Raw genomic sequence first — 14,132 nt, 5'->3', positions numbered from 1 at the left:
GCTGTGATGGTATTTTTCTATGATCATCATGATTAAATCACCCCCTTAGAAGCAGCTGAACATTATATACATAAGTAAAACTTATCACGAGCAATAAATAATAGCTAAGGGATGAAAACGTTCACAATTGTGCCTAAATTCTGTATAATAAATCATGTAATGAATTAAACGTCACTTAACTCAACTTATATAAAGGGGATATGAATATGACAGAAGTAATCAGAGGTTTAGAAGGTGTCCTCGCAACTGAAACAAAAGTAAGTTCAATTGTAGGTCAGCAATTGACTTACGCTGGCTATGATATCGATGATTTAACAGAGAATGCACAGTTTGAAGAAGTCATTTTCCTCTTATGGAATTTCAGATTACCGACAGAATCAGAGCTTAATAATTTAAAGGAACAGCTCCTCGAGAATATGGTGCTGAATCCACGTATTTATGAGCATTTCGAGGATTATGCAGCAGACGATGTCCATCCGATGACAGGACTGCGTACATCACTCAGCTACCTGGCTCATTTTGACCCTCGTGCTGAAGAGTTCGATGATGAGGCACATCATAATAAGGCTATCCGTATTCAGGCGAAAGTCGCTTCACTTGTCGCTGCCTTCGCCCGTGTGCGTCAGGGGAAAGAACCGCTGAAACCGAAGAAAGAGCTTAGTTACGCGGCTAACTTTCTTTACATGCTGTTTGGCGAAGAACCGACTGACGTTCAGGAAGAAGCGTTCAATAAAGCGCTGATTCTTCATGCGGATCACGAACTGAATGCCTCTACCTTCACCGCGCGTGTCTGTGTGTCGACATTAACGGATATGTATTCTGGTGTAACAGCTGCTGCCGGCGCCTTAAAAGGTCCTCTGCACGGAGGTGCCAATGAGCAGGTCATGAAGATGCTGAATGAAATCGGTTCACTTGAAAATGTCGATGCCCATCTCCAGAAGAAAATCGACAACAAGGAAAAGATCATGGGCTTCGGTCACCGGGTTTATAAAGAAGGAGATCCACGTGCGAAATATTTAAAAGAGATGTCCCGTCGTCTCACAGATGAAACAGGTCAGAAAGAACTGTATGAAATATCTATACGTATCGCAGAAATCCTGAAAGAGAAAAAAGGCCTGTTACCTAACGTCGATTTTTACTCAGCGACTGTCTACCATTCAATGGGCATTGAGCACGACTTATTCACACCTATCTTCGCAATTTCACGTGTTTCAGGCTGGCTCGCTCACATCCTTGAACAATATGAAAACAATCGTATCATCCGTCCGCGCGCAGAATATGTCGGTGAAATCGGTCGCAAATATGTTCCGGTTTCAGAGCGCTAATCTAATTAACTAATGGAGGTTTATCATGGCTGAAAAAATTACAAACTCTAATGGTGCATTAAATGTACCTAACAATCCGGTTGTCCCTTACATCATCGGTGATGGCACAGGGCCGGATATCTGGCACGCAGCTGTCCGTGTACTGGATGCAGCAGTAGCAAAAGCTTATAACGGTGAAAAGAAAATCGAATGGAAAGAGGTTCTTGCCGGACAGAAAGCATTCGATACAACCGGCGAATGGCTGCCGCAGGAAACACTGGATACAATCGATGACTATCTGATTGCAATCAAAGGTCCTCTCACAACACCTATCGGCGGCGGTATCCGGTCACTTAACGTGGCATTACGTCAGGAACTCGATCTCTTCGTCTGCTTACGTCCAGTTCGTTACTTTGACGGTGTGCCGTCTCCGGTCAAGCGTCCGGAAGATACGGATATGGTCATCTTCCGTGAGAACACAGAAGACATCTATGCAGGTATTGAATACAAAGAAGGATCAGATGAAGTGAAAAAAGTCATCGAATTCCTGCAGAATGAAATGGGTGCAGAAAATATCCGTTTCCCTGAAACATCAGGCATTGGTATCAAACCTGTCTCTAAAGAAGGGACAGAGCGGTTAGTCCGTGCAGCGATCAATTATGCGCTTGAGCAAGGTCGTCAGTCACTAACACTCGTGCATAAAGGAAATATCATGAAATTCACTGAAGGTGCCTTCAAACAATGGGGTTATGACTTAGCAGAGCGTGAATTCGGCGATAAAGTCTTCACATGGGCTCAGTATGATAAAATGGTTGAAACCGATGGCAAGGAGGCAGCAGAAAAAGCACAGGAAGAAGCGGTCAACAGCGGTAAATTACTGATCAAGGATTCAATCGCAGATATCTTCCTGCAGCAGATTCTGACACGTCCGGCTGAATTTGATGTCGTCGCGACTATGAACTTAAATGGGGACTACATTTCTGATGCACTTGCGGCACAGGTCGGCGGTATCGGTATCGCACCAGGTGCGAATATTAACTATGAGACTGGTCATGCCATCTTTGAAGCGACACATGGTACAGCACCGAAATATGCAGGACTTGATAAAGTGAATCCGTCATCTGTCATCTTAAGCGGTGTTCTGATGCTTGATCATCTGGGTTGGAAGGAAGCAGGAGAACTCATCACTCAATCGATGGAAAAAACGATTGCCTCTAAAGTGGTGACCTATGACTTCGCGCGTCTTATGGACGGCGCCACAGAAGTGAAATGTTCCGAATTTGCTGATGAACTGATCAAGAATATGTAATGAGGATAAGCCGCAGTGATGCGGCTTATTTTTATGGCAATCATAACCGTATCTTTAAAAATGAATGTGAATTTAATGTAAAGGATGTTACCGGCAGTTGAAAATTGTTGATTAAAGATAGCCTTTACAAAACATCTTCATATATAATGTAAGAGACATATACTATGGAGGTAACGCATGACACAGAAAATTTTAGTGGTTGACGATGAACAATCAATCGTAACACTGTTAAAATATAACCTGCAGCAGGCCGGTTATGAAGTGGAAACAGCTTTTGACGGAGAAGAAGGGCTTGAAAAAGTCTTCACGGAACGTCCCGACCTGTTGGTGTTAGATCTGATGCTTCCTAAAATGGATGGCGTTGAAGTCTGCAAGGCAATCCGCAATGAAAAGAACCAGATCCCCATTCTGATGCTGACAGCAAAAGACGACGAGTTTGATAAGGTGCTGGGACTGGAACTAGGCGCAGACGATTATATGACGAAGCCCTTCTCCCCGCGTGAAGTTGTAGCACGTGTAAAAGCCATTCTGAGACGCACTGTCGTGAATGAACAGCAGATGGATATCAGACAGAGTAAGGAGATTAATATCGGCCGATTGAAAATTCTGCCTGAGCATTTTGAAGCCTATCGTAACAATGAACTGCTGGATCTGACGCCGAAGGAATTTGAGTTGCTGATCTATCTGATTGAAAGACAGGGCCGTGTCATCACACGTGAACATATGCTGAATTCAGTCTGGAACTATGAATTTGCCGGCGACTCAAGAATCGTTGACGTCCATATCAGTCACCTGCGTGAGAAAATCGAAGAGAATCCGAAACAGCCTCAATATATTAAGACTGTCCGTGGTCTAGGTTACAAACTGGAGAATCCAAGGTCTATATGAGAGGTTTCACAAATCGGCTCTTTACGTTTCTGGTCGTGCTGATGATTCTGAGCTTTCTGCTGATCGGGTTCTTTCTCACCAATATCGTCAGTGAGCAGATCAGCAAATCGAAGGAAGCTGAACTGAAGAGTCAGGCTGAGCAGCTGCTCGAAATCATTCAACAAGATCCTGATGCGCCAGGGGAAATAGTCAGCTATGATCAAGTTTCTCTGAAGCAGGTCTGGATACAGAAAGATGAACAGACTATTTTCAAAAGTTCAGACATTGATGAGGCCGGAATAAAAAAAGTGCTGGCGCCATGGATCAATACCGGTGAATCAAAGTTCTACAGGTTCCAGGAGAACGGATCAAAAGCGGTGCTGGTCTATCGGCAAGAGGACTATACAGTCTATCTCGTAGACCGGCTGACCGATCTCAGAGGTCTCATCCGCACGATCTGGCAGTATCTGACACTGACGCTCGTGACCGCTGTGCCGATCATCTTCTTTATCGTCAGATATATTTACCGGAGTTATATCGGTCCGATTAAAGAAGTGACTTATGCCTCTAAACTGCTGACAGAAGGCAACTATAAAGTGCGAGTGCCTGAAAGCACGGTCACAGAGACAAAGGACCTCTACATCAGTACGAATCGTCTGGCCAGAACACTGCAGAAACTGAACAATGAGCAGAAACTGCAGCGTAACCGACTGGAGACAACGCTCGGAAATATCCCGTCAGCCATACTGATGGTCGATAAGCAGGGACAGGTGGTGATTGTCAATGATACCTATAACGACACGTTCAACAAAGGGTTGCAGGTGCTGGAAGGACATTATGAAGATGTCATCACATTTCCGTCCATCAATCGGATGATTAAAGAAGCGATATATTCAGAGAAGCCCATCAATGAAACGATAGATATCATGCTGAATGTACACAAGAAGTATTTCGATGCAGCGGTTGTACCTGTATTGTCAAGACGCAGACGTAAGCTGGAAGGTGTCGTTGTCGTGCTGCATGACATCACCAAGCTGAAGTCGCTTGAACAGATGCGTAAGGACTTTGTGGCCAATGTCTCACATGAACTGAAGACACCGATTACTTCCATCAAAGGCTTCTCTGAGACGCTGCTTGACGGCGCTAAGAATGATCCCGACACCCTTGATATGTTCCTTGAAATCATTCTGAAGGAGTCCAACCGGATACAAGGACTTGTCAGTGAACTGCTGGAGCTGTCGAAAATAGAACAGAGCAGTCATATTTTACTTGGTGAAGTGAATTTAAGTCAGAAGACGGAGAGCTGTATTGAAGTCGTCAATCAGCTGGCCAGTAAGAAGAATATTTCGATTGAGACGTCTATTGCCCCTGATGTAATGGTGATGGCAGAAGCAAGCAAGCTGAAGCAGGTCATTATCAATCTGTTGTCCAATGCCATCAATTATTCACATGAAGGCGCGGTCATCAAAGTGAACGTCAAAGATGCGCAAGATGGCATTCTTGAGGTCATCGATGAAGGGATGGGTATTGCCAAAGAGGAACAGGCCCGTATCTTTGAACGCTTCTACCGCGTCGACAAAGCTCGGAGCAGAGACAGCGGTGGAACGGGGCTTGGCCTTGCCATCGTCAAGCACATTATAGAAGTCTTCGGCGGGACGATTGAAGTCGAAAGCGCTCTCGGAAAAGGATCAATTTTCAGAGTCTGTCTGAAAAAATGCTGAGCCATGCACAACAGTGCATGGCTTTTTCTGTGCTGTGGTAAAATAAAGGTATCAACCTGACGGAGGTTTATTATGAAGGATAAATTAGTATTGATTGATGGTAACAGTCTGGCATTCCGTGCATTCTATGCGCTGCCCCTACTCAGTAATCATGCAGGGATTCATACAAATGCAGTGTACGGATTTACGCTGCTGCTGGAAAAGATCCTGAAGGATGAAAATCCGACACATTTTCTGGTCGCGTTTGACGCCGGTAAAACGACGTTCCGCCATTCAACATTCGGTGATTACAAGGGAGGCAGACAGAAGACGCCACCTGAGCTGAGTGAGCAGTTCCCGCTCATCCGCAAGCTTATTGAGGCCTATCATATTAAGCATTATGAACTTGAGAACTATGAGGCGGATGACATTATCGGCACGCTTGCCAGAGAAGCGACTGAGAACAGGATGGAAACGATCATCATCACAGGTGACCGGGACCTGACTCAGCTCGTCAATGACTATGTGTCGGTCTATTACACGAAAAAAGGTGTGACGGATATCGATCGTTATACACCTGATTTCGTCAAAGAGAAATATGGTTTCGGACCGGAGAAGATTATTGACCTTAAAGGGCTGATGGGTGACAAGTCAGATAATATTCCAGGTGTACCGGGTGTCGGTGAGAAGACGGCGGTCAAACTGCTGCTCGAATACGGCACGCTGGAGGAAGTAATCGGTCATCTTGATGATATCAAAGCGAAGAAGCTGAATGAGAACCTGACCAACCATCAGGCAGATGCACTGATGAGTAAGAAACTTGCAACAATTGAAGTGCATGCACCGGTGGATATCGGTCTCCAGGATGTGAAGCTTGAGGATGCAGCAAATGACAAGAAGATTGAACTGTTCAAGGCGCTTGAGTTCAAGCAGCTGCTTGATCAGATGGAGACAGCACCCGTTGTTCAGCAGCAGGAACTCATCATCGCAGATAGCATCGATGAGCTGGATCTGAGCGGTGCCACTGCGGTCTTCATCGACTGCTTCAAAGATAATTATCTGGTGAATGAAGTGCTGCCACTCGCGATGACGGATGGTGAGAAAACTGCTGTCGTCACAGCGGAAGAGATTAAGAATCATGCACAGCTGACCGCTTATCTGGCAGATGCAGATAAGAAGAAGTATGTGTTTGATGCAAAGAAAAACGTCGTTCTGATGAAACGTCTCGGCATTGATATGCAGGGAATTGATTTTGATGTCATGCTGGCAAGTTACCTGCTGGACCCATCCAGAACGATTGTCGATGTCGCGGAAACAGCGGGTCTGCATGGCATGATTCTACCGAGTAACGAGCAGATATTCGGAAAAGGCGCTAAGATGGCGATTCCTGAAGAAACGGAATTAAAAGACTATTTTGGCCGGCAGGTGCAGGCCATCTACCAGCTCACCGATAAGATGAAGGACGAACTGAGACAGAATGAACAGCTTAAGTTGCATGATGAGCTTGAGCTGCCGCTGTCACTCGTACTCGCCGGCATGGAATACCAGGGTATCACAGTGGACAGAAATGCACTTATCGAGATGCAGGACGAATTGAAGACACGCATCGATGAGCTGATGGCAACGATATATGGTCTTGCAGGTCACGAATTCAACATCAACTCCCCGAAACAGCTGGGTGTTATTCTGTTTGAGGAGCTGAAGCTGCCCGCAGCCAAGAAGACCAAGACAGGTTATTCAACCGCTGTCGATGTTCTTGAAGGCTTAAGGGATAAACATGAGATCATTCCGGCGATACTGGATTACCGGCAGCTGGCCAAGCTTCAGTCGACTTATGTCGAGGGTCTGCAGAAGATGATTGATGAGGACGGCAAGATTCACACGCGCTTCAACCAGGTGCTGGCTCAGACTGGACGTCTGTCCTCAGTCGAGCCGAACCTGCAGAATATACCGATCCGTCTTGACGAAGGTCGCAAGATCAGAAAGGCATTTACGGCCTCAGAACCGGGCTGGGTGATCTTCGCAGCCGACTATTCACAGATTGAACTGCGGGTGCTCGCACATATCACTGAAGATAAGAGCATGATGGATGCCTTCAATCACGGGATTGATATTCATACGAAGACGGCGATGGAAGTATTCGATGTTGATAACAATGCCGTCGATGCGAATATGAGACGGCAGGCGAAAGCCGTCAATTTCGGCATCGTCTATGGAATCAGCGATTACGGACTCAGCCAGTCGCTTGGGATTTCACGTCCGGCAGCTGCACGATTCATAGAGGATTACCTGGAGAGTTTCCCGAACGTCAAGCAGTATATGGATGACGTCATCCAGCAGGCGAAACGGGACGGCTATGTTTCGACGTTGCTGAACAGACGACGCTATATTCCGGATATCAATGCCCGCAACTTCAATGCGCGCGGCTTTGCAGAACGGACAGCGATGAATACACCGATTCAGGGCAGTGCCGCTGATATCATCAAGCTCGCCATGGTGAATTACGCCCGCGAAATCCGTAAGACAGATTTCAAGGCGAAACTGCTCTTACAGGTGCATGATGAACTGATCTTCGAGGTGCCTGAAGAGGAGATCGAGGCTTTCAGTCTCTTTGTCAAAGATATGATGGAGAATGCAATGGAATTAAATGTACCGTTACTGGTGGAATCCAATTACGGCGCATCGTGGTACGAAGCGAAATAGGAGGAAGTTATGCCTGAATTACCGGAAGTCGAACATGTCAGAAGAGGTCTCACACCTAAAATCACGGGACAAGTGATCATAGGCGTCACTTTCTCTGACACGGTCCATAGCGGCAAAGATGCAGGGAAGGAAACCATCATCAAAGGAATTGACCTGCAGTCTTTTAAAGAGAACATTATCGGCAGTACGATTAAGCTGATTGACAGAAGAAGCAAATATCTGATTTTTACACTTGAAAATGAATTCGGAGAACACTATATCGTCAGTCATCTCGGAATGTCCGGCGCTTATTTCGTTGTTGAGCATCTTGATGATATCGGTATCCCGAACTACATCAATCACTGGCACGTGGAGCTGGCGCTGCAGTCAGGAAAGAAACTGATATACAGCGATATCAGACGGTTCGGGGAGATGCGCCTGCTCAAGCGTCTTGAGGATGCGAAGCAGATCATGTCGATCGCACCGGAACCCTTTGATGAGGGTGCTGAGGATTACTTTCTGGAGCAGCTTGAACTGAAGAAATGGCAGCAGAAACCGATCAAGGAAGCCGTCATGAATCATAGCGTCATCAGCGGCTGCGGCAATATTTACGCCTGCGAAGGGTTGCATGCGGCACGAATCAGTCCACATCGCACGGTCAGCTCACTGGCTGCTTCAGACAAGCGCCTGCTCTTCAGAGCGCTGGCCGCAGCGCTGAACGAAGGGATTCTGTACGGTGGTTCGTCGATATCCAGCTACCGGAACGTGGAAGGGCAGAGCGGTCAGATGCAGACAAGGTTTAAAATATATGGCAAAAAGACATGTGGGACATGCGGTGGAGACGTCGACACTGCAATTATTGCAGGGCGCAACACGCACTACTGCCCGGTCTGCCAGAAATAGGAGTAAATGATGACAGTAATAGGATTAACAGGCGGAATCGCCAGCGGTAAGTCGACGGTCTCCAATCTACTGAGAACACATGGCTTTGTCATTGTGGATGCGGACCTGGCGTCCAGGCAGGCAGTGGCGAAAGGGTCGGAAGGACTCAGACAGGTGGCAGCGGTCTTCGGACCGGAGGCGGTTATAGCCGGAGAGATGAATCGCTCATATGTCGGCCAGCAGGTGTTCCGGGATGCGTCCAAACGTCTCGCCCTTAACGCGATCATTCATCCGATAGTGCGCGATATTATGGAAGAGGAGAAGAATCAGGCTCTATCAGACGGTCGGGATGTCATCATGGATATTCCGCTGCTATATGAAAATAAGCTGGAAGACACTGTGGATGAGGTATGGGTGGTCTATATTCCTGAAGAGTTGCAGCTGATACGGCTGATGGCACGCAACAATATGACTGAAGAATCAGCACTGGCTAGAATCAGCTCCCAGCTGTCCATCGAGGAGAAAAAAAAGCGTGCTGATGTTGTCATCGATAATAGCGGCACAATGGAGCAACTGGAAAGAAGATTAGAAGAAGTGGTTACGGAATATTACAAATCTCACTAAAAAAGTGGAAGCAAACGCTTCCACTTTTACTTCATTATGTTATACTATTCTCATAAAAGTATAGCACAATAAGGAGAAATGACATGACGACAAGAGTGGCAATTAATGGTTTAGGTAGAATTGGTAGAATGGTATTTCGTGCAGCAATGCTTAACGATGAGCTTGAGGTAGTTGCAATCAATGCAAGCTACCCGCCGGAAACGCTTGCACACCTGATCAAATACGATACAACTCACGGTAAATATGAGCTGGATGTTGAACCTATCGAAAAGGGTCTTAAAGTCGGTGGCAAAGAAATCAAGCTCGTTGCTGAACGTAATCCTGAGTTATTACCTTGGAAAGAACTGAACATTGATATCGTCATTGAAGCGACAGGCAAATTCAACGATTCAGAAAAAGCAGCCGGCCACTTAAAAGCAGGAGCTAAAAAAGTTCTTCTGACTGCACCAGGTAAAGGCAACGTCCAGACAATCGTTCGCGGCGTAAACTGTGAAGGTCTGGATATTGAGACATATGATGTGATCTCTAATGCTTCATGTACAACGAACTGTCTGGCGCCAGTTGCGAAAGTCCTGAACGAGAAGTTCGGTATTGACAACGGTTTAATGACTACGGTACACGCCTACACAAATGACCAGAAAAACCTGGATAATCCACATAAAGACCTGCGTCGCGCGCGTGCGTGTGCACAGAGCATCATCCCGACGTCTACTGGTGCCGCTAAAGCATTAGCACTTGTCTTACCTGAAGTGGAAGGTAAGTTACACGGTATGGCTTTACGCGTGCCGACTACTAACGTTTCACTTGTTGACTTAGTCGTCGACCTGAATAAAGATGTAACCGTTGAAGAAGTGAACAATGCGTTCAAGGAAGCAGCAGAAGGTCCGTTAAAAGGCATCCTTGACATCACTTTCGAACCATTGGTCAGTGTCGACTTCAATACAAACCCGATGTCCTCAATCGTTGATGGGCTGTCAACAATCGTCATGGGTGGCAAGAAAGTGAAAGTCCTTGCCTGGTATGATAACGAGTGGGGCTACTCGACTCGTGTCGTAGAACTTGCTGTATTAATGGGTGAGAAATTAACGAAATAATAAAAAAAGTCTGAATCCATCATGGATTCAGACCTTTTTTATTGGAAAGCGTCGTGGTTTGATGAAAAAGTGCGACACTTTCCTAGTGCAGTACGATGTTTTCAATGCTGTGCGCTAACACATCTGCCATCACTTCATAACCTTGGGCATTCGGATGAAGGCCATCGACCGTCAGCTCAACTTTCAGCCGGCTATCCTCAGTCATTCTGTCATAGTAATTGATAAAGGGAATCTGAGCGTCATGCGCCAGCACTTCAAGCTGACGGTTGATTTCTTTGATCGCTCGTGCTCTCACGCCATCACGACCCAGATGTGGGTGGTTGAGAGAGGTCACGGATGTGATTGCGATGTCGATTGTACGCGCCTGACTGAATTTCACCATCTCACTGATATCTGTGACCACCTGCTGGATAATAGCATCAGCCTTCTTATCCTCTGTCTCTTCACTTAAGGGCTTCGTATTGTTCACACCGACTGACAGCACAATCAGGTCCGGCTGCAGCTGCAGGGCATCCGCCTCAAAGCGGCGTCTGCAGTACATGGAATAGTCATCACTGACCCCGCGGTTAATCAGCCGCTTATTGTCACCGTGCTTCACGTAGCTGTCGATATCCCAGTAGGCTGTGATGGAGTCCCCGATGAAGATGACACCGATATCATCCCTGTGGTAGAGAATCGCCTCATTTCTTCTGTTGAATTTATCGCGTTCCTTATTGACGGGGTTGCCTTCTTCGAACTGTTCAAGTTCAATCATGATTCATCTCCTCCTGAATGATAACTCTATACCCTTTTCATGAAACCATTAACGGTTTTTAAGAGGGCTTTAATCATGTATAATGAAGTGATACTAATTAAAGGGGCGATAGCATGAAATGTCTGAAATGCGGCTATAATCAGTCTAAAGTCATTGATTCACGTCATGCAGACGATCTGAATGCCATCAGAAGACGCAGAGAATGTGAACAGTGCGGCACTCGCTTTACGACCTTTGAACGGATTGAGTTATCTCCGCTCATCGTCGTCAAAAAAGACGGGACACGCCAGGCTTTCAACCGTGACAAGATTCTACATGGGCTGGTGCGGGCGTGCGAAAAAAGACCCGTTGCTTATGATGACCTGGAGAGAATCGCGAATGATGTGGAGTATCAGCTCCGTGAAGGAAGTAAGACGGAAGTATCATCAGTCGATATCGGTGAACGGGTGATGGATCAGCTGATGACACTTGACCAGGTGTCCTACGTAAGATTTGCCTCGGTCTATAAGGAGTTCAAGGATATCGACCAGCTCCTGTCGACCATGCAGGGGATATTAAGTGATAAGAATAAGAAGTAGGTGTGTACATGCAGTATTTTTCCGGATTAAGACCCGCTGACCGATTTGTCGTGACGACCAATTATGTGGCGACGCCGTTCACAGAGGAGATTCTGAAGCGGCTCTATATTCCGCTGATAGGCCTGGAAAGCATCGCGGTCTATCAATATTTAAGTCAGTTTCTGGATGACGCTCAAGTTTCTGATGAAGTGACCCATTATATCGTCATGAATGAGCTGAAGATGAATCTAAGTCATTTCGAGCAGCTGCGTTTCAGACTGGAAGGCATCGGCCTCATCAAGACATTCATGAAAGTGAACGATGACTCTCAGCACTTTGCCTATAAGCTGATCAGTCCTGTGATGCCTGACCAGTTCTTCAATGATCCGATGCTCTCCGTCTATCTGTTCCAGACGGTCGGCAAGGAACGGTTCAATCAGCTGAAAAGACAGTTCTGTACAGAGAGCTATGACCTCACCGGTTACAGAGAAGTGTCGAAGAATTATATTGATGTCTACGGGACACCGAAAGCACCTTCCGCTGAAATCTATCAGGACAACGAACGTCTGATCAAGACGAATCCCTCACTCGGCATCCCGGTCCATCAGCAGACCTTTGATTTCGATATGCTGGAGATGCTGCTTAAGCAGAACCTGATTACGAAGGAGCAGCTGACGAAAGAAGTGCGTGAACTAATCGCGCAGCTCTCCGTTCTCTATGATATCGCGCCGACTGATATGCGGCGTATCATTCTGAAGTCAATGACCTCGGATCAGTCTATCTCACAGGAGGACTTGAGACGGAATGCACGGGATTTCTATCAGTTCGAGCACGAAGGGAATCTGCCGGCGCTGACAGTTGCTGAAGAACCGGGGCCCGCGGCAGAAGTTAAGACGCAGCTGTCCTGGTTTGAAGTGATGGATACGACCAGCCCCGTTGAGATGCTCGCCTCTATGAGCAAGTCTGAGCCGACCGTCAAGCAGAAGCGGATGATTGAGATGATCATTGAGCGTGAGAAGCTGCCCTTCGGTGTCATGAATATCCTGCTGCAGTACGTCATGTTCTCGAATGAGATGAAGCTGCCGCAAGCCTATATCGAGGAGATTGCCTCCAACTGGAAGAAACTGAAGCTCGAGACAAGTGAACAGGCGTATAACCATGTCAAGAAGATGAACCAGCAGAAGAAGGAACTACAGACGAGGCAGTCTCAGCGGGAGAATTCATACGAAAAGACCCCGGACTGGATCAATAACATGGCGCAGCCGGCTGAAATGGCTGAAGACACGAAGGATCTTGCAGAAGAGAAGCGTAAACTGGAAGCAGAACTGAAGAATTTCTGGAAGGAGGGTAAATGATGAAACCATTCAACGCATTTGTGAAGAACAATCCGGGTATCATGGCGAAAATCGAGCAGGTCAAGCGTGAGACGGTAGAACATCCTGAGATCAAGCCCTTTATCGAGCGTCATGCAGTTACAGAGGACATGATTGACAAGGACTTGTCCATCCTACAGGAATACAAGGATCAGTCGAAGCTGTGCGACCGCTGTCAGAGCTATGGTCAGTGCATCAATTTCGTTAAAGGCCACACCCCTCATCTTTACATAGAAGACGAGCGCATCAAGATTGCTTATACACCTTGTCCAAACAAAAAAGTACATGACGAAGAGCAGCTGATGAAGGAATATGTCACGGCGATGCATGTCCCTTATGAGACATTGAACGCGAAGATCAGCTCGATCGACATTGAAGGCACAGAACGCATCAGAATTGTTAAACGCGCCATGGCAATCTGCAATGATATCGCAGCCGGTCGTCCGACAAAAGGCATGTATATCCATGGCAGCTTCGGCACAGGGAAATCCTATATACTGGGTGCGATCGCCAATCAGCTGAAGGAACGCCACATCTATACCACGATATTCTATGTGCCGGAATTCATCCGTGAACTGAAGGCCGGTTTCAACGACCGGACTTATGAAACGAAGCTGGACCGCGTCAAGAAGAGTCCCGTGCTCATGCTTGATGATATCGGTGCCGAGGATATGACGCCGTGGGTCAGAGATGAGGTGCTGGGTCCTTTGCTGCATTACCGAATGATGAATCAGCTGCCGACTTTCTTCACTTCCAACTTCAACAAGGAAGAATTACGTTATCATTTCCAGAAGACGAAGGTCGGAGATGAGAAGACAAAAGCCTACCGGATGATGGAACGGATGGATGCACTGACGGATGCGTATCCTCTGAACGGAAAAAATTATCGTCGCTCTTGATAAATTTGTTTTTGGGTGTATAATGAATGTATAATCAAAAAATTCAAACAATGATAAAGGACATGAAACACACGTTTCTTCACATAG

General features: G+C 46.6%; 12 protein-coding genes. 11 read left to right on the top strand and 1 reads right to left on the bottom strand.

Annotated elements, in window-relative coordinates; translation table 11 throughout:
- Positions 1-206 precede the first annotated feature (206 nt).
- The 8 genes from ERX40_RS04920 (at position 207) to ERX40_RS04885 (ending at position 10,462) form a co-directional block, all read left to right on the top strand.
- Positions 207-1,325: a citrate synthase gene (locus tag ERX40_RS04920; protein ID WP_133417379.1), complete on the top strand. Its 1,119-nt coding sequence runs from the start codon at positions 207-209 to the stop codon at positions 1,323-1,325.
- Positions 1,326-1,350: 25 nt separating this feature from the next.
- Complete coding sequence (gene icd / locus ERX40_RS04915; RefSeq protein WP_133417378.1) at positions 1,351-2,613, top strand: NADP-dependent isocitrate dehydrogenase; 1,263 nt, start codon at positions 1,351-1,353, stop codon at positions 2,611-2,613.
- Between the two features lie 177 nt (positions 2,614-2,790).
- On the top strand, positions 2,791-3,501 hold the full coding sequence (locus ERX40_RS04910; RefSeq protein WP_133417377.1) for a response regulator transcription factor: 711 nt from the start codon (positions 2,791-2,793) through the stop codon (positions 3,499-3,501).
- Positions 3,498-5,201, top strand: coding sequence for a two-component system histidine kinase PnpS (gene pnpS, locus ERX40_RS04905; protein ID WP_133417376.1), 1,704 nt, complete (start codon positions 3,498-3,500; stop codon positions 5,199-5,201). The genes ERX40_RS04910 and pnpS overlap by 4 nt, the downstream gene beginning before the upstream one ends.
- Before the next feature lie 72 nt (positions 5,202-5,273).
- Complete coding sequence (gene polA, locus ERX40_RS04900) at positions 5,274-7,883, top strand: DNA polymerase I (protein ID WP_133417375.1); 2,610 nt, start codon at positions 5,274-5,276, stop codon at positions 7,881-7,883.
- Between the two features lie 9 nt (positions 7,884-7,892).
- Positions 7,893-8,765 (top strand): DNA-formamidopyrimidine glycosylase, encoded by an 873-nt coding sequence (mutM, locus tag ERX40_RS04895; protein ID WP_133417374.1) that lies wholly within the window; start codon positions 7,893-7,895, stop codon positions 8,763-8,765.
- Positions 8,766-8,771: 6 nt separating this feature from the next.
- Positions 8,772-9,368 carry a dephospho-CoA kinase gene (coaE, locus tag ERX40_RS04890; RefSeq protein WP_133417373.1) on the top strand — a complete coding sequence of 199 codons (597 nt, stop codon included), beginning with the start codon at positions 8,772-8,774 and terminating at the stop codon, positions 9,366-9,368.
- An 83-nt stretch (positions 9,369-9,451) separates the two neighbouring features.
- Positions 9,452-10,462: a glyceraldehyde-3-phosphate dehydrogenase gene (locus tag ERX40_RS04885; protein WP_133417372.1), complete on the top strand. Its 1,011-nt coding sequence runs from the start codon at positions 9,452-9,454 to the stop codon at positions 10,460-10,462.
- Positions 10,463-10,544: 82 nt separating this feature from the next.
- On the opposite strand, the gene ERX40_RS04880 is transcribed toward ERX40_RS04885, so the two are convergent.
- Positions 10,545-11,216, bottom strand: a complete 672-nt coding sequence (locus tag ERX40_RS04880) for an SGNH/GDSL hydrolase family protein (protein WP_133417371.1) — start codon at positions 11,214-11,216, stop codon at positions 10,545-10,547.
- A 113-nt stretch (positions 11,217-11,329) separates the two neighbouring features.
- Here ERX40_RS04880 and nrdR point away from each other — a divergent pair, with 113 nt between their 5' ends.
- Genes nrdR through dnaI form a run of 3 tightly spaced genes read left to right on the top strand, consistent with a single transcriptional unit; the run spans position 11,330 to position 14,045 of the window.
- The gene (gene nrdR / locus ERX40_RS04875; RefSeq protein WP_133417370.1) at positions 11,330-11,794 is read left to right on the top strand and encodes a transcriptional regulator NrdR; all 465 of its coding nucleotides are present in this window, start codon (positions 11,330-11,332) and stop codon (positions 11,792-11,794) included.
- Between the two features lie 8 nt (positions 11,795-11,802).
- Positions 11,803-13,128, top strand: a complete 1,326-nt coding sequence (locus ERX40_RS04870) for a replicative helicase loading/DNA remodeling protein DnaB (RefSeq protein WP_133417369.1) — start codon at positions 11,803-11,805, stop codon at positions 13,126-13,128.
- Positions 13,128-14,045: a primosomal protein DnaI gene (gene dnaI, locus ERX40_RS04865; RefSeq protein ID WP_133417368.1), complete on the top strand. Its 918-nt coding sequence runs from the start codon at positions 13,128-13,130 to the stop codon at positions 14,043-14,045. The genes ERX40_RS04870 and dnaI overlap by 1 nt, the downstream gene beginning before the upstream one ends.
- The last annotated feature ends 87 nt before the right edge of the window (positions 14,046-14,132 follow it).

This window comes from Macrococcus carouselicus, assembly GCF_004359515.1.
In the GTDB taxonomy this organism is placed as follows: Bacteria; Bacillota; Bacilli; order Staphylococcales; family Staphylococcaceae; genus Macrococcus; species Macrococcus carouselicus.
This window is presented reverse-complemented; position numbering and strand designations above follow the sequence as displayed.